Source organism: Clostridium sp., from assembly GCF_022482905.1.
In the GTDB taxonomy this organism is placed as follows: Bacteria; Bacillota; Clostridia; order Clostridiales; family Clostridiaceae; genus Clostridium_B.
This window is the reverse complement of sequence record NZ_JAKVOI010000001.1, coordinates 743,479-765,610: the sequence shown is the minus strand read 5'-3', so window position 1 is coordinate 765,610 and position 22,132 is coordinate 743,479. Positions and strand designations below refer to the sequence as shown.

At 32.7% G+C, this 22,132-nt stretch carries 22 protein-coding genes and 2 pseudogenes; 5 read left to right on the top strand and 19 right to left on the bottom strand.

The window, feature by feature from the left end; genetic code table 11:
- The first annotated feature begins 4 nt into the window (after positions 1-4).
- Together LKE46_RS04045 and LKE46_RS04040 are read left to right on the top strand one after the other, a co-directional pair.
- Positions 5-421: an FMN-binding protein gene (locus LKE46_RS04045; RefSeq protein ID WP_291718663.1), complete on the top strand. Its 417-nt coding sequence runs from the start codon at positions 5-7 to the stop codon at positions 419-421.
- Entirely contained in the window at positions 422-901 is a 480-nt protein-coding gene (locus tag LKE46_RS04040; RefSeq protein ID WP_291718661.1) for a flavodoxin domain-containing protein, read from the top strand.
- 235 nt (positions 902-1,136) lie between these two features.
- Here LKE46_RS04040 and LKE46_RS04035 read toward each other — a convergent pair whose 3' ends face one another.
- The 10 genes and pseudogenes from LKE46_RS04035 to LKE46_RS03990 all read right to left on the bottom strand — a co-directional run bounded on the left by LKE46_RS04035 (position 1,137) and on the right by LKE46_RS03990 (position 9,343).
- Positions 1,137-2,009: an AraC family transcriptional regulator gene (locus tag LKE46_RS04035; RefSeq protein WP_291718658.1), complete on the bottom strand. Its 873-nt coding sequence runs from the start codon at positions 2,007-2,009 to the stop codon at positions 1,137-1,139.
- Positions 2,010-2,030: 21 nt separating this feature from the next.
- Positions 2,031-3,140 (bottom strand): C45 family autoproteolytic acyltransferase/hydolase, encoded by a 1,110-nt coding sequence (locus LKE46_RS04030; protein WP_291718656.1) that lies wholly within the window; start codon positions 3,138-3,140, stop codon positions 2,031-2,033.
- Positions 3,141-3,237: 97 nt separating this feature from the next.
- Positions 3,238-3,499: pseudogene (locus tag LKE46_RS04025) on the bottom strand (TfoX/Sxy family protein).
- An 87-nt stretch (positions 3,500-3,586) separates the two neighbouring features.
- Entirely contained in the window at positions 3,587-3,967 is a 381-nt protein-coding gene (locus tag LKE46_RS04020) for a VOC family protein (RefSeq protein ID WP_291718654.1), read from the bottom strand.
- A 502-nt stretch (positions 3,968-4,469) separates the two neighbouring features.
- Positions 4,470-5,258, bottom strand: coding sequence for an ABC transporter permease (locus LKE46_RS17680; protein ID WP_291738910.1), 789 nt, complete (start codon positions 5,256-5,258; stop codon positions 4,470-4,472).
- Positions 5,251-6,153, bottom strand: coding sequence for an ABC transporter ATP-binding protein (locus tag LKE46_RS04010; protein ID WP_434735208.1), 903 nt, complete (start codon positions 6,151-6,153; stop codon positions 5,251-5,253). Before LKE46_RS04010 ends, LKE46_RS17680 begins: the two co-directional genes overlap by 8 nt.
- 34 nt (positions 6,154-6,187) lie before the next feature.
- Positions 6,188-6,889: a response regulator transcription factor gene (locus tag LKE46_RS04005; RefSeq protein ID WP_291718648.1), complete on the bottom strand. Its 702-nt coding sequence runs from the start codon at positions 6,887-6,889 to the stop codon at positions 6,188-6,190.
- A 12-nt stretch (positions 6,890-6,901) separates the two neighbouring features.
- Complete coding sequence (locus LKE46_RS04000) at positions 6,902-7,810, bottom strand: sensor histidine kinase (RefSeq protein ID WP_291718647.1); 909 nt, start codon at positions 7,808-7,810, stop codon at positions 6,902-6,904.
- A gap of 57 nt (positions 7,811-7,867) precedes the next feature.
- On the bottom strand, positions 7,868-8,650 hold the full coding sequence (locus LKE46_RS03995) for a hypothetical protein (protein WP_291718645.1): 783 nt from the start codon (positions 8,648-8,650) through the stop codon (positions 7,868-7,870).
- Positions 8,651-9,343: an ABC transporter ATP-binding protein gene (locus LKE46_RS03990; RefSeq protein WP_291718643.1), complete on the bottom strand. Its 693-nt coding sequence runs from the start codon at positions 9,341-9,343 to the stop codon at positions 8,651-8,653. It abuts the gene before it with no gap.
- 93 nt (positions 9,344-9,436) lie between these two features.
- On the opposite strand from LKE46_RS03990, the gene LKE46_RS17675 reads away from it, so the two are divergent.
- Both LKE46_RS17675 and lepB read left to right on the top strand, forming a co-directional pair.
- On the top strand, positions 9,437-9,604 hold the full coding sequence (locus tag LKE46_RS17675; protein WP_366847184.1) for a hypothetical protein: 168 nt from the start codon (positions 9,437-9,439) through the stop codon (positions 9,602-9,604).
- Positions 9,605-9,616: 12 nt separating this feature from the next.
- Positions 9,617-10,009: pseudogene (lepB, locus tag LKE46_RS03985) on the top strand (signal peptidase I); the annotation flags it as partial.
- A 63-nt stretch (positions 10,010-10,072) separates the two neighbouring features.
- Here lepB and LKE46_RS03980 read toward each other — a convergent pair.
- The 3 genes from LKE46_RS03980 to LKE46_RS03970 form a co-directional block, all read right to left on the bottom strand.
- On the bottom strand, positions 10,073-11,803 hold the full coding sequence (locus tag LKE46_RS03980; RefSeq protein ID WP_291725558.1) for an ABC transporter ATP-binding protein: 1,731 nt from the start codon (positions 11,801-11,803) through the stop codon (positions 10,073-10,075).
- On the bottom strand, positions 11,796-13,577 hold the full coding sequence (locus tag LKE46_RS03975) for an ABC transporter ATP-binding protein (protein ID WP_291718641.1): 1,782 nt from the start codon (positions 13,575-13,577) through the stop codon (positions 11,796-11,798). The genes LKE46_RS03980 and LKE46_RS03975 overlap by 8 nt, the downstream gene beginning before the upstream one ends.
- 107 nt (positions 13,578-13,684) lie before the next feature.
- Positions 13,685-14,644 (bottom strand): helix-turn-helix domain-containing protein, encoded by a 960-nt coding sequence (locus tag LKE46_RS03970; RefSeq protein ID WP_291718639.1) that lies wholly within the window; start codon positions 14,642-14,644, stop codon positions 13,685-13,687.
- A gap of 244 nt (positions 14,645-14,888) precedes the next feature.
- Between LKE46_RS03970 and LKE46_RS03965 the strand changes: the two genes are divergently transcribed.
- On the top strand, positions 14,889-15,284 hold the full coding sequence (locus LKE46_RS03965) for a DUF6483 family protein (RefSeq protein ID WP_291718637.1): 396 nt from the start codon (positions 14,889-14,891) through the stop codon (positions 15,282-15,284).
- 76 nt (positions 15,285-15,360) lie between these two features.
- On the opposite strand, the gene LKE46_RS03960 is transcribed toward LKE46_RS03965, so the two are convergent.
- The 6 genes from LKE46_RS03960 to LKE46_RS03935 form a co-directional block, all read right to left on the bottom strand.
- Positions 15,361-16,161, bottom strand: a complete 801-nt coding sequence (locus LKE46_RS03960) for a sensor histidine kinase (RefSeq protein ID WP_291718635.1) — start codon at positions 16,159-16,161, stop codon at positions 15,361-15,363.
- A gap of 139 nt (positions 16,162-16,300) precedes the next feature.
- Positions 16,301-18,820 (bottom strand): ABC transporter permease, encoded by a 2,520-nt coding sequence (locus LKE46_RS03955; protein ID WP_291718633.1) that lies wholly within the window; start codon positions 18,818-18,820, stop codon positions 16,301-16,303.
- A gap of 112 nt (positions 18,821-18,932) precedes the next feature.
- Positions 18,933-19,616 carry an ABC transporter ATP-binding protein gene (locus tag LKE46_RS03950; protein WP_291718632.1) on the bottom strand — a complete coding sequence of 228 codons (684 nt, stop codon included), beginning with the start codon at positions 19,614-19,616 and terminating at the stop codon, positions 18,933-18,935.
- 29 nt (positions 19,617-19,645) lie between these two features.
- Positions 19,646-20,383, bottom strand: a complete 738-nt coding sequence (locus LKE46_RS03945) for an ABC transporter permease (RefSeq protein ID WP_291718630.1) — start codon at positions 20,381-20,383, stop codon at positions 19,646-19,648.
- Entirely contained in the window at positions 20,383-21,288 is a 906-nt protein-coding gene (locus LKE46_RS03940; RefSeq protein WP_291718628.1) for an ABC transporter ATP-binding protein, read from the bottom strand. The genes LKE46_RS03945 and LKE46_RS03940 overlap by 1 nt, the downstream gene beginning before the upstream one ends.
- Positions 21,289-21,404: 116 nt before the next feature.
- Positions 21,405-22,082, bottom strand: coding sequence for a response regulator transcription factor (locus LKE46_RS03935; RefSeq protein WP_291718626.1), 678 nt, complete (start codon positions 22,080-22,082; stop codon positions 21,405-21,407).
- Between the last annotated feature and the right edge of the window lie 50 nt (positions 22,083-22,132).

Here is a 22,132-nt window from a genome sequence, read left to right as displayed (position 1 = left end):
TAATATGAAGTCAAAAACAAAAATGAAAAAGAAAACTAAAATAATTCTAACTATCGTTGTCGCTTTTTTAATCTTCGGAGCTGGTATTGGTGCCGTTGTTTTAAACAAGATTTCTAAATCAATGGTTATACAGCCTGTCAATAATGTAGATCTACAACAAGTTTCTGATGGAACTTACTTGGGGAATGCCAAGAATGATATCATTGTTGTTGAGTTAAAAGTGACAGTCGCAGGTCATAAAATTACTAGCATTGATATCTTAAGACATGATAATGGCTTCGGTGGCAAAGCAGAAGCCATCGTTGATGATATCATCGCTAAACAAAGCTTGGAAGTAGATACAATTTCATCTGCCACTTATAGCAGTAATATTATTCTAAAGGCTGTAGAGAATGCTTTAGAGAAAGGAGTCAATCATTAGATGAAAACATTAATCGTATATTCGAGTAAACATGGATTCACAGAAAAATGTGTAGAGTATATAAAAGACAAATTGAAATCCGAAGTATCTGTTGTAAATGTGAATGAAAATCAAACTATTAACCTCAATGATTATGACTGGATTATCATGGGAGGCTCTGCATACATGGCAAAAATGAACAAAAACTTAAAACGCTTTGCAGTACAAAATACAAACACACTCATTACTAAAAATCTTGCACTATTTGTTTGTTGTATGACACCAAACGAATCAGAAAAATATATTCAAGAATGCTTTCCTAAAAAGATATACAAGTCTGCTAAATTTAGAGCCAATTTTGGAGGGAAACTTAACAAAAAGAAACTTAACTTCTTTGAGCGTAATATTACTAAGATGGTCGCAAAACAAGAAGATAAAGAAGAGGGAACATTTTATCAAAATATGGATACGTTAGTTGAACTAGTGAATTCACATATATGATTTCGTTTACTTCAATTATGTTAAACCCTAATTCAGATAGAAAAACGCATAATGAGGGAGCTTGAAACCATTTATATGCTCAAAAATCAGGCCGGCTCCTACCTTATGGGCCAACCTGCTCGGTCACTTTCTCATTATGCTTATACTACTTCTTTGTTAAGCCCAGGCTGCAATATGTACATCCAACCAGCCTCCTCGACAAGTTGGAATTTAGTAACTTCTTATTGTATTTTTGCTATTGTATCGGAAAATAAATTTCAATCTGCGATTCTTCATTTTCAGCTCCTAAAAATTGCTCTGTGTAGCATTCCAAATCATCTCTGTCATCAAGTTGGAGACTACTCTTAGGTAACCAAACACCCCAAATATAATAATATGTAGAAAGCAAATTTTTTACTGTACCTTTATGTATGAATTTAGCATACCTTCCACCACTAATTTCTTTTAACTCCATACCTTCTGGAATATTAGAACCACCCGATGTTTCAATGCCTATAAATATAGCAGCTTCACTATTTTTATTAAATGTATTTGACAGGCATGTACCACCTGTTTCATAAATACTATACCGATTTTTATTCATTGAAATATAATTTTGCTTTGCCAATTGAGCATTCAACTTTTCCCACATTTCAATACTGTTATTTTTCTCAATACTCATGTTAAATCTAAACCCAACAACAGATTTAGGCTCAAATGTTACGATTTCTGGTGATAAATTTTCATAATTGCATTCGGTTATTTTGTCAAGCTGCATAGGGCGATGTTTTCCTATTAATACATCAACACCATTTTTTCTATATTCTGTAGGTGTAATACCATATCTTTTCTTAAAAGCTCTTGTAAAACTTTCAGCAGATTCGAAATACAGGGAAACTGCAATATCTAAAATTTTCCTATTGCCATATATGAGATCATATGCTGCTTGAGTCAACCTCCGGCTTCTGATATAGCTGCCAATAGTTTCTCCCATCACAGCTTGAAAATAACGGTGAAAATGATAATATGAATAGGAAACTGCATTGGCAACTGATTCTACAGTCAAAGGCTCATACAGATTTGTTTCAATAAATATAACTGCTTTACTAATGATTTGATTATCTTTCAATACAGCACAGCCTCCCCCTCTTTAATAGGTAATATTATAAAAATCTTTTCCCGCCTTTTCATAAGGAAGATTTACTATAATCTCTTGCTCTTGTAATTTTTGTACCGTAAAAGTTTTCCAGTCATTGGCTTGCGGCGAACCAAAAGTCATTTCTATTTTTTTCTCGGTTGTATCAAATAACACAGAGCGCAAAGTTCCAAAAAACTCGGGATAATAGTGACAGCACAATCCCTGCGGATAAGGTGCCGACAGTATGGCCTTTAAATCCTGTGCTGATATTTTTTCTTTTTCAGAAAACATTTTTTCTATGGTTTTATAGCGGATTACCGAGTTTTCAATTAACATTTTCTCATAGGGCTTTATTTCTTGCAAAACTGCATGGTTTGTAGAAATCAGAAAATTCTCACTGGAGTCATTATCTAAAATGCAATATGCTTTATGACCATCTATACATTGCAATAACGCAATTTTATCATTACTATCGGCAAGCATTAGATTTATATTATATCCAATAGGTGCATCCATTGCCCATGCAATGCCTTGTTCAACATTTTTGCAGTTTTCCAAAATGCTTCGGATAACAATCCAAAAAGAAAAACCAGTTACACCTGCTTTCTGTCCTCCATCAAAGTTGCCAACAGGCAATCCATTACTGGCCTTACAAGCTGCCAGCCCATATTCATTCATTCCATCACATCGTCCAAATAGGTTTAGTGTAGAGCCAATATAACGATATTTTCTCCTAATAGCTGTATATGCAAAACACATTTCTTCCATTTCATCATTAAAATCGTAGTTACGTGCCATTAGAGTATGCCCATTTTCAGTCTTGTTTGGAACCGCAGCCATCAAACTGCACCCACGTTCCAAATATGTCATTGCATAAAAAATCACTTGTTCTTTCGAAATTCCAACTGTATCTGCAAAACCTTTGATCTCCTCGTTTACACCACTGCAGTATTGGTCAAGCAAATTGAATATTTCCGTTAATTTGCTTTGAGGATAGGCCTTAGGTGGTAAAATCACCTTTTTCAATAAATCAGGTTGTGATAAAATCCAATTACCAATCTGTGTCCCAACTTCATAACTTGTTCCTATAAAATTCTTCAAGTATGTTTTTGTTTTTTTCATTAAAAGCACCTCACCTTTTAAAAAAATTATAAGACAAGGTAAGATGATATACTTGATATTTTCTGCGGATTATTTATATAATCTGTTATTCAAATTACTATTTATGTTTATGCCAATTATAAAAATCTTTTAGTTCCACTTTACGTTCCTCTGGTAATGCTGCTTTCTTGACACCGTGAATTGCACCTTCTAATGCCAGCAATCTATTAATACATGCAGAAATATCAATTTCTTGTATTCAGCCACACCTGTTCTGCACCAATATCTCTTAATTAATCATAAGTAGTAAATATGTCTACTTCATTCAACTGCCTTTCAACTTCTTTTCCGATATCAGGCAGTTTTGATAATTGTTCCACAATGAGACATCCTTTTAAATTACTAATTTATATTACTCAAACTTAAATTTGAAATTTCTCAAATGACTTAATTGAAATTGGTTACAATCATGTTTCATTTTCTTGGGCACAAAGGCAAAAAGGGTGCCCTGCAGGATCTATCATAGTAATCCATTCACTTCCGCCGAATTGAAATGTCGCCTTCTCAGCACCTAGTGATTTAGCATATTCAACTGCCGCTGCAACATCTGGAACTTGAAAATCAAAGTGCATTTGTTTCTGTTGCTTGCCTTCTTCTTCTGGCCATATAGGCGGAATATAATCTTTTTCCTCGATAAACAAAAATACAATTCCATTTTTATTTCTTAGCGCTGGACCACCAAACATTTTGCTTTTTTCCCACCCGAGTAGTTTGTGATAAAACTCACACAGTTTTTGTTCATCATCGCAGTCCACCATTATATTTCCCAAATTTATTCCATCAACCATTGAAATTACCTCCTATTACTATTTATCTGTGTATCATTTAAATAGTCTTTGTTTCGCATTTTAAGAAATTTATGAATTATTTTGTTTTACAATTATTTTTATATATAATTGTACTAAACATGAACCTATTGCTCCAAGTATAATATAATTAATTATATTATTTTTCAATTTAATAATCTCAAATCCTATAAAAAAAGTTAAAACAAATACTAAAAATATAATTAGAAAATTTATCATTTGAAATAATTTATTACTCTTCATATACCATCACCCCCATAATGCACAATAATCTACTACTGTAAATTAATTTATGAATAAATTATATCATTTTTATACAATGTCATATACTCCTGAATAACTTTTTACCCTTATTGTACGCTACTATTTTTATCAATATTAATTTCAAGTCAATATCCTATCTTAAATTCAGCACAAAAATAATAAAAATAACCATCCAATCTTTTTAATTCGAGATTAGATAGCTATCTGTTATTTTTCAAACTTACCCAGTATCCAACTTATTGAATTTAATCACACCTATAATAGTTGTAACTGTAATAATGGAAATTGACGAAAATACAATGCTAAATGGATCAATATTAAATGAACCCATTTCTATTAACATAAATACAGGGGAATTTTTCATAAAAGTATTAAAATTATTGGGTAAAATTGTTAAAACAATAAATAATACCATACATGTTATTAAAAATATAGCTTTATTTCTTATAAACACAGCCAGACACATACAAATACTCACTAAACTTGACAGTATTAAAGTTATGAGAAAAATAAAACCAATTAGTCCAATTAAATCACTAAAAAAAACAAATTTTTTAAAGGAATTTATAAAAATTCCCGCAATCATTGTACCACACAGCAGAAAAACAGTCAGTAAAAATGCCGATAATACCATTACAAGAAACTTTGATATATAAATATTTTCTTTTTTATGTCCAGATATTATAAGATTATTTATTGTGCCACTTGAAAATTCCTCTAATACAATACTTTCTACCATAAATACTAAGATTATAACTATAAATGGACAAAATCCAAATGAAGAATAAAAAAATTCAACTGGGCTTACATGAAGTCTGTCTTTAAAATTATTTACTAAAAATCCATATTCACTTCCCTGGAAGAACACATCCAGTATTTTAAGTGTATTTTTACTGTAAAAAAATAAATATATGGAATCTGCAATCAAAAGGAATATAATAATTATTGAAACTAAAAATGTCCTGTTGTATTTTAACTTATATATTTCAAACTTAAATAGGTTATACATCTTCCGATACTCCTTCAATTACGTCTTTAAAGTAATTTTCAAGGTCACCCGACTCAGTTACAAGTCCTAATATTGTAACCCCTTCCCTAAAAATTAACGATGAAACTTTTCCAGGATTATCAACGTAATCATAAAGTATTACAGTTCCGTCCGGTAGAATTTTAAAATTGTGTGTATGCAATTTGGTTTCAAGCACAAAGACAGCTTTATTCACATCATCTACTTCGATTCTTAAACTTTTATTCAACTTTTCATTTAACTCTTTTAGAGTAAATTCATTTAATAATTTTCCATTATGTATAATCCCATAACAAGTCGCAAAATTATAGAGCTCTTTCAAAATATGACTTGACACAAGTATTGTAACATTTCTGTTTTTATTTAAATCCAACAAGATATTCCTTACTTCCATAATTGCCAGTGGATCGATGCCATTTATCGGTTCATCCAAAACCAAAAATTCAGGATCTCCAATTACAGCCATGGCAATACCTAATTTTTGTCTCATTCCAAGAGATAAGTCATGTACCTTTTTATCTTTTATATAATTTAATCTAAAAAGCTGCAGCACTTCTTTTATACAATTTTTCCCTGGTATGCCTTTTTGAATCCTGCATGCCTCCAAATTCTCTGATAATGTCATATTTGCATACAAAAAAGGCTTTTCAATCAATGCTCCAATCCTCTTTCTCTCAACATGCAAATTGTCCTCCGTACTTTCACCAAATAATTCAAGGACTCCAGAAGTCTTCGAGGCAATCCCCGTTATTATCTTGAATATCGTTGTTTTACCCGCTCCATTCTCACCTATAAGTCCATAAATATCTCCTTGATTTATATTCATATTTATATTTTCAACTGCCGGTTTATCATTATATATTTTAGTTAAATTCATGGTCTTTAAAATTGCTTGCACCTTAACTCTCCCTCTATTCAGCATTCAATTTATAACCTATCCCCCAGATAGTCTGTATGTAATTCCTGCTTACCCCTGAATTTGACAATTTATTTCTCAAATTGCTTATATGCACGGTGAGAGTATTATCATCACATAAATAACTGTCTCCCCACACACTCTCAAATAAGTTTGCTTTTGAAAACACTTTCTTAGGATGGTCCATTAAGAGTTTTAAAATTTCAAATTCCCTCATAGTTAAATCTATAGATGAATTATTCACACATACTTCTCTAGTATCCTTATTCAAGGAAATTTCTCCACACTTTATTATATTTTCTCTTGGAATTTCACTTGAAAAATTCATATATCTTCTCAGATTCGATTCTATACGTGCAGACACTTCTTCCATATTAAAAGGTTTGGTTATAAAATCATCCGCACCTATTTTCAAGGTTTTTACTCTAATATCAATATCCTCCCTGGCTGAAATTACTATAACGGGTATATTGCTGTTTTCACGCAATTTAAGTAACAATTCCTCACCATTCATTCCCGGAAGCATCAAATCAAGCAGAACCATATTACAGCTTCCTTCATTTATATATATCAACGCTTCCGTTCCTGAATAAGCAGCTTTTGAAGTATATCCTTTTATCTCAAGCATATCACACAATAATTTATTTATATCTACGTCATCTTCGACTACTAAAATTTTAATATTACCCTTCTTCATTTCTTCTTCCCTCTATTTTTTTATCAGTTTCCACTTACAAAAAATATATAAAATATTTTTATCCAATCTACCATAAATCAATCCATTCATCTTGTCCATAAGACTTTTTGCAATAGCCAATCCAAGACCTGCATTCATTCCATATGACCTTGAAGGGTCAGACTTGTAAAATCTGTTAAAGAGAAGATTTACATCATGAACATTCAAATTTTTAGTTGTATTTGAAGTTATTACAACTGCAAATTCCCCGTCTTTCTTTAAAGTTATAGAAACCTTCCCCTGTGCATGTTCTATAATATTTGAAATTAAATTTTGAATCACACGTTTTGAAGCAGCTTTGTTTGCTGCAACAATCATATCTTCATCAGGTAAATTTATTTCTGGAACTATTTCCTTGTTCACAAAACTATCATAGAAAGCTGTTATAACTTCACACAATATGTTATTTAAATTTACATAGTCCAGTTCAATATTATACTCTGGAGACTCTATAATTGAAAGTTCAAAGAAATTATTCAATAATTCTTTAAGAAAATATGCTCTTTTCAGAGCTATATCCATATATTCATATTGTTTTTCAAGAGTTACTTTTCCGGATTTTATCATTTCCAAATACCCAATTATAGAAGTCAATGGTGTACGCAAATCATGGGATACACTTGCTATGGATTTTCTTATCTCATATTCTGTTTGTTTCTGAATAGCCTTATCCCGTATATTGATATCAATATGTCTATTTATACATTCTGCCAAATTTTCAATATCACTGTCAAATAACCTAACATCTATTTTCTTATGTAATTTTAAATCATTATAATCATTAAGTTGATTCATAATATTTCTAATCTCAACTTTAACAAAAATCAATCGAGCAAGTAAAATAGCAGAAGAGACAGTCAAAATCAATATCAGAAAATTCACTTACTTACTCATTCCCCTCAAAATGTTTTATATCTTAATTATAATCCAAAATTAATACTACTTTCCTGATACTTCATATTTTTTTGAATTAAAAATAAATGTTATGACAGCATAGCCAAATATATATGTCAAAAAATTATAAATTATATTGTTCCAGTATATACTTTTGGAAATATTATCAAGATGTCTGTCAGACTGCACTAAAATCGAAACTATTCCTGCCGACTGCTTAAATGCTTCCTGGGACGTAGTCCCTATAGAATAAAATACTTTTCCCTGTCCGGCTAAGTTTGATTTCATTATAAAATACAGCCCTAACGTGATACACAGTAGTACTACAGCAATTACAACGATTCCCAAGTATTTCTTTCTTACAAGTTTACTAAGGGCTATAGAGACTCCAATTATAACCGGGCCACTTATAAATCGGATAAATCTTGCAGATATGAAATATACAACTCCGCTTGCCGGACTAGTTGAATTGAGTATCCTTGCATGATAAATTCCATTCACACTAAATAACTCAAATATAAGACATGTTGACCACATAAGCATAAGTCCTATAGAAAACACGGTTGACTTTATTAAAAACTTTGTCGAAGTCTTTATAGGTATCATATGAAACATAACATCTTTTCCCGTGTAAAAATTATTATACAGGTCAATAAAAATATACATGGAAATCACAATCCATACAACTGCACTCAACTGCAAGTGAATATCTATATATTTATTGTAGTCGGCAAGTACAAATATGCCTAAAACTGTCTCAATCAATATGAGAATAAAAAATATTTGAAAATGTTTTTTAATTTCAAGCTTGAAAAATGAAAAGAACATTTATATTACCTCCTTAAAAATTTCCTCAATGGACTTTTTATACTTTGCTTTAAGAACTTGTACATCATCATGAATCAGAATTCTGCCTTCATTTATAAATACAACTTCATCAAAAAGCCTTTCTACATCATTTATAAGGCGAGTACTCAAAATAATTGAACTACTACTATCAAAATTATTCCGTATAATGTTAATTATTTTTTCTCTCATGGACGGATCGACTGCTGCAAGTGGCTCATCAAATAAAAAAAGCTTTGCCTTTCTTGAAAATATCAAGGATATATTCAGTTTTTCCTGCATACCTTTTGACAGGGTACGTATCTTTAAATTTAAATCAAGTCCCAAATCAGTTACCATTCTAGTTGCCTTGTCATAATCAAAGTCCTCAAAGAAATTCCTGAAAAATTCAAGGGATTCACCTATGGTCATCCAGTTATATAAAAAATCTCTATCAGGCAAATATGAAACTATTTTTTTAGTCTTAATCCCGGGAAGCTTACCATCAATCATAACATTCCCATCGTCACAGCTTAAAAGTGAGGCCGCTATTTTTATAAATGTAGTTTTACCTGCCCCATTTGGCCCCAAAAGTCCGACTATCTTTCCCTTTTTTATTTTTAAATTTAAATTGTCCAGAACTATCTTACTACCATATGTTTTGGTCAAATTGCTACACTGTAATATATAATCCATTTTAAATCTCCTTCATAACTTTTTGATTTCATCATAATTATAAAACTCACTTTCTAAGCAGTTGTGAAGAATTTCCTAAGAAAATCTTAATATTTGTGTTATAATGAAAACATATTGAAGGGATGCGATATTATAGAAAATAAAGGATCTTTTAAGAAATTCACGGAATATGCCTTTCCCATTATTCTGGCTATTGGATTGGCTTTTATATGCAGAAGTTATGTTTTTGCCCGGACCGATGTAATAGGACCTTCCATGTAGCCGACTTTTAGTGATAAGGATATTGTATTTATGGAGAAGATAAGCACTGAAACAGGACATATAAATAGAGGTGAAATTGTTGTTTTCAATTCTCATGACAAGAATGAGGACAACTATATAAAAAGGGTTATAGGAATACCTGGAGATAAGATTGAGATAATGTCTGGAAAGGTGTATTTAAATGGAAAAATTCTCACTGAAAATTATCTTCCAGAAGGAGTTATCACTGAATCCAATTCAGCTGTTACGAAGTATGTTGTAGCCAAGGGTTATATTTTTGTACTTGGAGATAATAGACAAAATAGTACTGACAGCAGAATAATAGGGCCTGTAAATTTAAAGGACGTTAAGGGACATGTAATTCTAAGGGTGTATCCTTTTGATAATATAAACTATTTCAAATAATTACAAAACGCAAAACGCTATTCGATTAATATCAATCAAATAGCGTTCTAAAATATATATCATTTATAACTTCCAGGAAGCGGCCTCCATTTGTATTTCAGCCATATGCTTGTATATTCCATTTCTTCCGGACAGCTCGCCTGGTGCACCCTGTTCAGCTACAACCCCATCTTTCAGCACTACAATTTTGTCAGCACCTGCTACCGCTCTCATTCTATGTGCAATAACAAGCACCGTCTTATTTTTGATAAGCCTGGATAATGATTCCTGTATCATGGTTTCATTTTCTACATCCAGTGAAGCTGTAGCTTCATCAAGCAATATAATAGGCGCATCCTTCAAAAATGCCCTTGCAATGGATATCCTCTGACGCTCGCCTCCAGAAAGTTCAGAACCATTCTCACCAATCACGGTATTCCACCCCTGCGGCAGTTTCTCCACAAACTCATTACAATGTGCCAGCTTTGCAGCCTGCATTACTTCCTCATCTGAGGCATCTTTTCGTCCAATACGGATATTTTCCATTATAGAATTATTAAATAAGGTGACATCCTGAAAAACAACAGCATATAGAGCCATAAGGGTTTCCGGATCGATTTTTGAAATATCCATTCCCCCGACAGTGATCTTACCTCTGCTGATATCCCAGAAACGTAGAGCCAATCGTGACACGGTGGTTTTCCCACCTCCAGACGGCCCAATCAGCGCAGTAACTTCTCCCTGTCTGGCAGTGAATGATACATCCTCAAGTACAGTTTCATTGCCATTATAGGCAAATGCAACACAATCAAATACTATGTCACAGCCTTTATTCGTAAGATTGTTTGATCCTGTCTGTATTTCATGCCCAAGAATTTCATCCATACGCTGGCACTGGATATCGGCGGAAATAATTGCTGCCAGATTCTGCAGTGACATCTGCATAGGATCGTATAACCTTGATACCAAAAGTAAAAACATGAAGAAAGTCAAAACATCCAGGCTTCCATCCACAAGAAGTATTCCACCAACCAATGCAACTGTGGCAATTCCAAGTTTAAGAACCATCTGTGCAGCTACAACAAAAACAGCAGTTCCAAGTTCTGTAATAATTGCACGTTTTTCAACAGCTTTAATTTTTATATCAAGCTCATTCATATATGCCCTCTCTGCATTGTTTGCCTTGAGATCCCTCAAAGATTCCAGGCATTCCTGAATTCCATCGGCACAGGCCATCTTTACCTTCATCTGCTTTTTCCCCAGATTATGCTGCACTCTTGATGAAAAAATGACAATTATAAAGGAAACAGGAAGTACCCACAATGCTGCAATTGCCATACGCCAGTCAAAGAAAAACAAGCTCAATGCAATTATAAAAGTTGAAATAACGGAACCTACAAGCTCCGGTATCCAGTGAGATGATGCCGTCTCCAGTATGGAACAATCTGCCATAATGGTACTTGTCAAGTCAGATAAATCCTTCTTGCCAAAGAAAGAAAGTGGAAGCTTTCGCAATTTCTCGGCAAGCGATATTCTTCTGACACCACTCTCCAGGTACGTTGCAAAAAATGTTGAATTATATTGAACATATGTTGTTGCAAATATGAATACAAGACACACTATGATTCCAAATACATAAAGTGAAATATGTCCATCCTCAATATTTTTATCCATTAAATCATAAACCAGATAATAAAGAAGACCTACAGGCAGTATCAGTACAATATTGGATAATGTACATGCAGCAAATGCTCTTATCATGTCCTGTGCACCTTTTTCAGAAAGGGCATATTTATGTTGCAGTTTTTCAACCAATCTCACCTTGTACACCAACCTTCCATTTTACAGCATTGTTATACTCTCTCCACATATGTGCGTATAGTCCTCCTTGTTCTATCAATTCAGAATGACTTCCTGATTCACATATTTCCCCATTTTTCATCACATAAATGCGATCCGCCCTTATCACAGTTGATAACCTATGTGCTATCATAATTACCGTTTTCCTTTTTGACAAAGTGGAAAATGCAGCTTGTACCTTGGATTCATTGTCCGGATCAGCAAATGCTGTTGCCTCATCAAGTATGAGAATTGGTGAATTTTTAAGCATTGCCCTTGCAATGGAAATACGCTGCTCTTCTCCGCCTGAAAGATAATTTCCATTTGTTCCAATTATGGTGTCTATTCCCTCTGAAAGTTTTTCTATAATGTCATCACATCTGGCATCCTTCAAAGCTTTAAGTACTTCCCTCCGTGTTGCATCCGGTCTGGCAAGACGGACATTCTCCAAAACTGACATCTTTAAAAGCCTGCTGTTTTGAAACACAAAAGAAACAGTATTCATCAATTCTTCTTTGGACATATTTTTTACGTTCACCCCGCCTATTGTAATCCTTCCGCTGTCAACATCCCAGAAACGTGGTATCAAACTTGCCAGGGTTGTTTTTCCACCACCGGAAGGGCCTACAAAAGCCACATGCTCGCCGGGAACAATATCAAGTGAAATATGGTTCAAAACATTTTGCTCTGCACCTTTATAGTGAAATGACACATCATGAAATGCAACTGAATTGTCACGCGGATGATTATGTTCTCCACTGTCATGTAAAGACTTCATTTTCATTATACTATCGATTCTCTCCATCGCATCCTGAACAATCATAATATTTTCACTGGAATACATGATCTTGTTCAAAGTAACTGTTATAACAGGTGTGATGATTATATAGAACAGCAAATTCAACATAAACTCACCGGTAACTTCACTTGATGTAAAAAATAAAGCCGCCGATATCAGCACAGCAAAAATAGCATTGATAGCTGTAGTATAAAACATCATCGGCAGACGCAAATCTTTTGTATAGGAAATCACCCATTTTTGATAATTATCAATTGATGCCTTAAATCGCTTAAAGGAAAAAACGGATTGTCCAAATGTTTTTAATACCGATATTCCCCTAACGTATTCAACTGCCTCATTTGACATTTGCTCCAGTGAATTCTGGTATTCCTTCATTTTTTGCTTCATCTGTCTGCCAGTCATCACAGACATAATTCCAAAAGCAATAACAACTGGTATCAAGCTCAGAATACCAAGCCGCCAGTCAAATACCAAAAGCACTGCGAGAAGGCCAACGGGCGCAGCCACTGCACCTGCACGATCGGGCAATTGATGTGCCAGATAAGTTTCAGTAGCTGCACTGGACTCATTTACAATCCTCCTTATTTTCCCGCTTCCAATGTCATCCATGAACCCTAAAGGCAGTGTACTAATATGCTGCATGGCTCTGGATCTTATGTTTGCCTGAACACGGAATGCGGCAATATGGGAACACATTAAAGCGGCTACATAAACAAGTATGGACAAAGCAGAAAAAATTACAGCCATCCAGCCATACTGCACCAGGTTGTTCGAATAGCTGAAATTTGGGGCAGCCTCCAAAACTTCCTTGATAATCCTCCATATATAAATAAATGGTATCAACGCCACAAGTGCGCTTGCTGCAGACAATACCCATGAGACCATTGTCAAGTATCTGAATTTTCCCGCATATTCAAATAGATTTGACATGATAGATTTTTTCTCCATCTCAAACTCCCCTTTCCTGTAATTCTTGAAGTACATTCCCTGTTACACAATTTATTCTAATTTATTATGTATTCACTTTCTACTCTATCTAGACTCCAATACTCCATTTAGACATCTTTTCTATATATACTAGGATTTATGCCAATCACTTTTTTAAACGCCCTGGAAAATTTACTTGCATTGCTATATCCAAGACATGCTGCAATTTCATTGATTCCCTTGCCTGTGCTTTTAAGAAGTTCCACTGCTTTCTGCATTTTATACGTTCTTATAAAAGAATATATACTGTCTCCGTACATTTCTTTAAATACAAGCTTCATCCTTGTAAGGGGAATTTTGAATTGTGCCGACAGTTCATCCAAAGTGATTTTTTCAGAAAGATTTATTGTTAAATAATTTTTTATTTTCTTCACTGTATCCACCTGCTTTTTCGGGTAGTAACGTTTGCTCTGCTTCAATTCTTCTTCTCCCAAACTGCTTAAAAAAAGAAGAATTTCCAAAACCTTTACCTTATAATATCCTTTTCTTATTTCCTCAGCCACTGAATACAGTTCAGAAAAAATATGACGTATACTTCTATTTTCTCTTATTATTAAAAACTCTTCATTATTTTCAAAAAATTTACTCTTCAATTTTGATAAATCAACTGAAACTTCATCCAAAATACAAGACAAACACTCCGATACTTTATCAAAATCCAGAGCAACAGTGATTCCGTGAAAATGATTCAGCGGAAAATAGGAACTATTATCCACACTGAATTTACGATTTATTGCAAGACTGCCATTGGAAAGATATAGATACTCGCCTTTTCTGCTCTCACATTCAATTATCCCTTCTCTGCAGTGATTGATCTCCAAAATATTTTTTGGCGGATCTAAATCAATACTTATAAATTGTGCATGAACGTCATTATAAATCAATTCAATGCCCGGGAATACCGAATAACTCGTCATAACAGCATCACCTGTAGAATTATCGATTCTATAAATCGTACAATCTTCATCCTTTTTAACTACATATACTTGACTTCCATATAATTGTTTATCTCTATCTGTTACATACACAATATCACCTCACATATAAAATATACCTATAGATTGATAATGAGAATTATTATCAATCTATAGGTATAATAATACTATCCATATCCCAAACAGTCAATAAAAAACATTTCAACTCGCATTGTAATATAATAGAAACTTACGTATAATAATCATATCATTATATTTTGTCTCTTTATTATTAATAAATACATTTTATGTATTTTCAGCGGATTTTTGTATTCTTAAAGGATGGTGAAATTTATAAATGTACGAGGAAGATTACATAAAAAGACTAATAAAATCAATTGCTGAAATGGCAGTTGCCATCGTTGCAGGACGGGATACTGTACAGAGCAATATCAGGCTGGATAAATTTAATATATCCATTTCTCAAGATGAATTATTGGAAATGATGGTTAGAAAATATGTAAGTGACGGCAAAATTAATAAAGCTCAAGATATGATAATTGATGCTATAAAATCACATAGATCAAAGCAGAATTATAAGATAGCATTATCATTTTATGAAGAAATCAACAAATGGGATGAAGATAAACTTAGTAAATGTAATTTTTCAAAGCAAAAAATACTGGAAGGATTAAAAAACATAAAAAAATTATATACTCAACCGCCCTGTACCCGAATTGATGGACCCATATGAGTTAATTATAATAATTTCAAAATCAGTCACAGTTTCACCTCTCTCTCATAAATAAGACTCTTGAAAGTAAATTTCGTTACAATCTTTTTAAAAAAATCAAGCATATTGAGAATTTGCCATTATTATAAAAAGCTTCTATTGTTCCATTCAACTGTCTGGTAATTTCCCTGGCTATTGTCAGTCCTAGTCCTGTAGTTTTTTTATTTCTAGATTTATCCTTTGTGTAAAAACGTTCAAAAATACAATCTAAATCATCTCTTGTCATGGGTTCACTAAGATTGGAAAAAGTAAACATGTAACTGGATGATTCCTTCGATTCCTGAATTTCAAAACAATACTCTCCCTTTCCATGTACAATTGCATTAAATAAAATATTTGAAAATATTCTTTTCACTCCCTGTTCATCCCCCTGTATTACACAGGGCTTTTCCGGAAAGTGAACAGTTGGTTCCTCCCCTTTCTTGTAAAAATCATCATAATACATAACAAGTGTATCCATCAAAACTTTTTTCGCGTCCATAGGCACATGTTCATAGGTAATCTCTCCTGATTCAATACGTACATATTCAAATAATTGTTCCAGTAGTGTCCTGACCATATTCTGCCGTTCCAGTACTATTGCCAGATACTCTTGCTGTTCTTTATCTGCAGCACTTGCCTGGAGCATTTGAACGTACCCACTGGCAGTTGTAAGCGGTGTACGCAAGTCATGTGAAATATTAATTATACTTTGTCTGAAATTCCTGTTCAGCCTTTTAATCCCTATGCGGGACAGTCTTACATCCCGAATTAAATTATTGAGCTGATTAACCATCTCTGTAATATCCCTTTGTTTTGCTGTTACTGTCAGCAGCTGGTTGGTATCTTTTATATTCATAATTTCCTCTAGCTGTTTTGTAATATATTTAATATTCATGCGGTAATACAGATGATAAAAAACAAGTATGATAAACATAAATATCAATAAAAAAGTTGTGATTACCCAGATATATTCCATATTGACTCCTTTATATGAATTACCCTAATTCGTCTTTCATTGCTTCTATAATATTACTTTGTTTAACAGATTTAGCAGAAAACCAATATGACAAAAATATAGCTATAAATATTAGTGTAATATAAATTGAAATTGCTTTGCCTTGAAAAACAGCTATAAACTCATTCCATGTTATCAATGTTAATCTTAACATTGACCAACAAATAACAAGTACGACTGGAATGCCAATAATAATTGGTTTTAATGCAAATAACAGACCTTCCAATATCAACATTTTATTTAATCCTCTGGGTGTTAATCCTACTGACCGAAGCATGGCAAACTCTTTCCTACGCAGTCTGATATTATTTGATATAGTAGAAAATGCATTAAAAATACCAATTATTCCAATCATTAATGCAACAGCAAAAACAGCAAATGCAACAGCTCTCTGAACAAGTTCTTTATGATTCTTTTCTTCCAACAAGCTCCATATTCTAAAATCTTGTGATCCTAGGTAAGAATTACAGATTCGTGTTAATTTTTTATTTACGTTTGGACTTGCCTTATCTCCAACTAACAAATCAATTGACATTATATTAGACTCAAGCTTACGATCTGATGAAAAGTCACCAATTATCCGTTTATAATTTTTCATAGGAACAATAAATGCTAAGCTGTATCTATTACCATCCAGGTCACTGGGAGATTTTTCTGTAACGTCACCTATATTAACATAAAATTTATTGTTTGTTTTCATATCATCGTCTACTTTTTCATATAAAAGCATTTTACTTCCTTGTTTTGTATTTAACAAGGGTATTTTTTGTACAACTTTTGAATTGGCGGGTTTATGATATGAGCTATTTAACAATATGCCTGTTGAGTTACTTTTTTTATAATATTGTTCAGCATCAGTTCCAATATCTCCACAATATTTTTTAAATGATTTATCGCTTAATCCTACTAAATTTACTATAATTCTATACTTCCCATTTTCTTTTAATACATTGTATTTATTGAAGTCTACTCCAGCAAATCCACCAGATTTAGCAAAAATAGCTGACTCTTGATTTGATGTCACATAGGTTGAAGTACGTACCTTTCTTCTAATTACGCTATCTTTAATCTCGGGCAATGATATAATCTCATTAATCATTTTATCACTTGGTTCATCAACAATATCTAGATTAAGTGTAATATCATGACTGACTTCTTTATCATTCTTAGAGTCGGCTAAATTATATATTGAAATAATATTAATATAACCTGCTATTAAGATAAAACATATTGAAATAGATAGGACAGCTGTACGTAAACTTTTTTTATTAGCTGAAAATTGAGAACTTGCCAGTTCACCTTCTATACCAAATATTTTCTTGATTATTGAATGACGTTTTAGCTTTTTGATTTTTATAATTTGGCTATTCTGACGTATTCCAGAAATAGCTGACACTTTTGACACTTTTCTTGCAGGAATATATGCTGATAGTAAAACAGTAATTAATGACATTATTACGGAAAAAGCAATTACTATCCATGAGAAGGAAACATGTATATTATTATAATTTTCTGTAATGCTGAGGATTCTATTAACTTTAGAGAAGACAATATAACTAAATATATATCCTATAATTAAACCAATTGGTAATTGAACAATCCATAGCAAGAATCCCTCATAAAGGACAGAATACTTGATTTGTCTTGGAGTTGCTCCTAGACTTTTTAGAATACTCAATTCTTTAATCCGACTGTTAGCAGATAGTGAGAATGCATTATAAATAATAAGAACAAATGCACCCATAACTAGTAAAAATAGGATTGCTACTATAGCTAAAATTATAATAAGCCGAGTACTTGTATTGCTTTTATCGCTAATTCCATATAAAGTTAATAACTGGGTATTATACATAACTCCATACTGTCCATATTCGTCTTTGGTTAATCCAACAGATTTTGCAATATTAGGTAATGTCTTATATATTTTACGAGGATTCTTAAAACGCATATAAACTGTAAGTTCATCAGTAGGTCGAATGTCTGAAACATTTAAATAGCCCATAGCAATATATCCTGGATAAGCTGAAATTCCAGAAATGTCTAATTCACCAACTATTGTATAAGTCTTAGTTTCTTTTATCTTAAAAGTTTCACCTGTCTGTTTATAATCTTGAGTTTTAATTACTTTATTATTTAACATACGATTTCCCATGGGAAGTGTTAACTTATCACCAATTTTATGTGTGGGATTATCTGTAAAGAATAATTTTGATACAACAATTTCGCCGGATTTTTTAGGAATATGACCTTTTGTAAGCGTATTTTTCAAATTCATGTCACTCCAGAAATTTTTATCTGCATCTCTCATTAACAGATATGGACGTTTGGAATTAGAAAGTTCAGCAGTGACCCAATTTCCTTTAATCATCGTAGTTTCAACATCTGGATTTTTTGTAATATATTTTAATTTATCACCAGATATAGAGTCCCATAATTCTCCATGCCAATAACCTGTTTTTTCAACTGTTGATGTTACCTTCGCATCCCATATAGAATACATAAATATACATAATGAACACAATAATGCAGAAGCAATTATTATAGCAACTAATATGGAAATAGTATGTCTTTTATTTTTTTTATTTGGTGATATGTGTATTCATTCATAATATTCATTTCTTGTTCACCTCGTCTGACACTATCTTTCCATCAACAATTTTAATTATCCTATCAGCTGATAAGGCAATTTCTTTATCGTGTGTAATCATCACAATTGTTTGATTATATTCTTTGTTTGAAAGTTTCAACAAGTCAAGAGTTGTTTTGGTATTTTTCCTATCGAGATTACCAGTAGGTTCATCAGCCAAAATAATGGCCGGTTTATGAATTAATGCTCGTCCTATAGCAACTCTTTGCTGCTGTCCACCAGAAAGTTGGTTTGGCAAATGATTAAGTCTTTGTGTTAAACCAAGCATATCTACAATTTTATCAAAGTCTTCTTGTTTAGGATTTACACCATCTAACAGCATGGGTAATAGTATGTTCTTTTCCACATTAAGTGTAGGAATTAAATTATAAGACTGATAAATTAATCCTATATTTCTTCGTCGAAATAAAGCTGATTCAGTTTCATTCATTGACGAAATATCTGTTCCTTCTATATATATTTTCCCTTTTGTAGGACGATCAACACCTCCTAATATATGAAGAAGTGTAGATTTACCTGATCCACTTGGTCCAATTATTGAAACAAATTGACCTTTACTTATTTTTAAATTTAGATTATCTAATGCAGTAACCTTTGTATCACCAATTCCATAGATTTTTGAAAGATTTTCTGTTTTTAATATGTTCAAAATATTCTCTCCTCTCTTTTTCTTGTCAGTCAATCTACATCTCTTTTTGAGAACAACAAACTGGACCCCAGAATTGTAATTATTCCAATTAAGAAAAATACAATTGAATACTTCATAACCTCCTCTGGTTTTGAAGTGAAATCAATTATAGTCTTACGCATATTTGTAAGAGAGTATCTTGTAAAAACATCATTTCTGGTTAATAAAGCAAGCAGATTTGCTATAAAATTACTGCCTGTAACTAGTAAAATAGAAACTATAATTGCAATACCTTCGTTTTTTAATAGATAAGATAAGAAAGTGCCAATTCCTGCAGTACCCCAGAACATGCAAATCACCCCAATATTCATCCGAATAAATGCAGCTGTATCAACTTCTCCTAATTCAGATAATATTGTACATGATAATAAATTTAAAATTCCAAACCCCAATAGAATTATCGTAATAACAAAAGACATGGCTATATACTGTCCAAGAACCAATTTCCATCTGGCTATTCCATGACAGGCCATTTGCCGTATACTGCCATTTGAATATTCAGCAGTAATTAGGCAGGCTATAAAAATAGGGATGATATAGAAGATAAAATCTGCACTATAGGATCCTTGATAATTGGAAAATCCCGTTCCTGACATCTTCCCTTTTACCTTGAGAGAAACAGAGGCTGCAAAAGAAATACAATTCATTGCCAGCAATATAATTGATATGGCATAAAAGACCCTGCTTTTAAATATTTTATAGAATTCACTGGAAACAACATTCATCATTATTGACTGCCTCCCATCATCTTAAGGAAATATGCCTCTGTATCATTTCCTTCCAGGCAAATTTCTGATACTAAAACACCATTTTCAACCAATTCCTTATTGATCTGTTCAGGTGTATCCAGGCAGTCATAAATACAGATTTTCCCTTCATCAAATACTTTGAAATCTTCACTTTCCATGTTGTTTTTTAAAATGTAGGCTGCTTTTTCAGAATCATTTACCGAAATGGCAAGACATTTTTTACAGCGCTCTTCCAATTCCACTGCTTGAAACTCATCCACAAGTACTCCTTTATCTATAATTCCATATTTTGTTGCGATCCTGGCAAGCTCTCCTAAAATGTGAGAGGAAATCAATATAGTAATTTCATTTTCACTATTGAGTTTTAACAGCAGTTCTCTAACTTCTTTGATACCAGAAGGGTCCAATCCATTGATAGGCTCGTCCAGAATAAGAAAATCAGGACTGCCCAATAAGGAAATTGCAATAGATAAACGCTGCTTCATGCCAAGAGAAAAGGCTTTAGTTTTCTTTTTGCCTGTATTTTGTAAACCAACCAGGCTTAGAACCTCATCCACATTTCCATAGTCCGTAATACCAAGCAGTTTATCATAATAAATCAGGTTTTCCCCTGCTGTCATGTCAGGATAAAGTGCCGGCTGTTCAATAACACATCCCATTCTTTTTCTGCTTTTTTCTAAATTACTGCTTTCAAACAGCTGGATGTCACCCTCATCCTGGTAAATCAATCCACAGGCAATTTTCATAATTGTTGTTTTGCCTGCACCATTTTTCCCTATTAGTCCGTAGATATCACCTTTCTCAATATTCAAGTCAACCTTGTTTACAGCTGTTTGTTTTCCATATTTTTTAGTCAGTCCATCAGTCTGTAATACCAACCCCATATATTTTGCCTCCTATTTTCTGTAATCAAAATATTATTTAAGCCTACATTTAAATAATAAATAAAAGATATTAAAATAGGGTTTAGAATTTATCAAGAAAGTATAAAGTTTATAAATTAACTGTCCTGCATTTTATATCCTATTCCCCAAACTGTTTTTATGTATACTTCTCCATGTTTTAATTTATTGCGCAAATTACTGACATGTACCGTAACTACTCTTTCATCCACAATACATTCCTCAGACCAGACGCTTTCAAATATATTCTGTTTGGTAAATACTTTCCTGGGATTACTAATTAACAATTGCAATATACTATATTCTTTCATTGTAAGTTCAATGGGCTGGCCCTTGACAGTTACGATATGATTTTCACTGTCCAAAATCATATCTTTGAATTGAAATATATTGGATTTATCTATGTTTGTATCCTTGTTCACTCTTCTCAATACTGCGCCTATTCTCACAATTAATTCCTCATTATTGAAGGGTTTTGTTATATAATCATCTGCCCCATCTCGAATCAGTCCAAGTTTAGTGTCTAAATCATCTTTTGCAGATACACATATAATAGGAATTGGGAATTGTTCGTTAATTTTCGTTAAAATCTCTTCCCCGCTCAATCCGGGCAGCATCAAGTCCAATAAAATCAAATCAAAAGACTCTTTTCCCAATAACAAAAGCGCCTCTGTGCCAGAAAATGCAGCTTCCGCTGTGTATTTATTTTTTCTCAACAAAGTTTGCAGCATTTTATTGATTTCAGGATCATCCTCTACAATTAATATCTTATACATCTTTCTCACCCACCTATAAATAATCTCAGTATCCTTTGCTCTCAATTTAT

Coding starts and splice junctions, on each gene's coding strand:
- LKE46_RS04045 (WP_291718663.1), top strand. CDS start 5: ATGAAGTCAAAAACAAAAATGAAAAAGAAAACTAAAATAATTCTAACT.
- LKE46_RS17680 (WP_291738910.1), bottom strand. CDS start 5,258: ATGTATAACCTATTTAAGTTTGAAATATATAAGTTAAAATACAACAGG.
- LKE46_RS04020 (WP_291718654.1), bottom strand. CDS start 3,967: ATGGTTGATGGAATAAATTTGGGAAATATAATGGTGGACTGCGATGAT.
- LKE46_RS04010 (WP_434735208.1), bottom strand. CDS start 6,153: ATGAATTTAACTAAAATATATAATGATAAACCGGCAGTTGAAAATATA.
- LKE46_RS04030 (WP_291718656.1), bottom strand. CDS start 3,140: ATGAAAAAAACAAAAACATACTTGAAGAATTTTATAGGAACAAGTTAT.
- LKE46_RS04040 (WP_291718661.1), top strand. CDS start 422: ATGAAAACATTAATCGTATATTCGAGTAAACATGGATTCACAGAAAAA.
- LKE46_RS03995 (WP_291718645.1), bottom strand. CDS start 8,650: ATGTTCTTTTCATTTTTCAAGCTTGAAATTAAAAAACATTTTCAAATA.
- LKE46_RS03960 (WP_291718635.1), bottom strand. CDS start 16,161: ATGAATATAAAAGATACCAACCAGCTGCTGACAGTAACAGCAAAACAA.
- LKE46_RS03945 (WP_291718630.1), bottom strand. CDS start 20,383: ATGATGAATGTTGTTTCCAGTGAATTCTATAAAATATTTAAAAGCAGG.
- LKE46_RS03955 (WP_291718633.1), bottom strand. CDS start 18,820: ATGTATTCTATATGGGATGCGAAGGTAACATCAACAGTTGAAAAAACA.
- LKE46_RS03975 (WP_291718641.1), bottom strand. CDS start 13,577: ATGGAGAAAAAATCTATCATGTCAAATCTATTTGAATATGCGGGAAAA.
- LKE46_RS03990 (WP_291718643.1), bottom strand. CDS start 9,343: ATGGATTATATATTACAGTGTAGCAATTTGACCAAAACATATGGTAGT.
- LKE46_RS03940 (WP_291718628.1), bottom strand. CDS start 21,288: ATGGGGTTGGTATTACAGACTGATGGACTGACTAAAAAATATGGAAAA.
- LKE46_RS04005 (WP_291718648.1), bottom strand. CDS start 6,889: ATGAAGAAGGGTAATATTAAAATTTTAGTAGTCGAAGATGACGTAGAT.
- LKE46_RS03965 (WP_291718637.1), top strand. CDS start 14,889: ATGTACGAGGAAGATTACATAAAAAGACTAATAAAATCAATTGCTGAA.
- LKE46_RS03935 (WP_291718626.1), bottom strand. CDS start 22,082: ATGTATAAGATATTAATTGTAGAGGATGATCCTGAAATCAATAAAATG.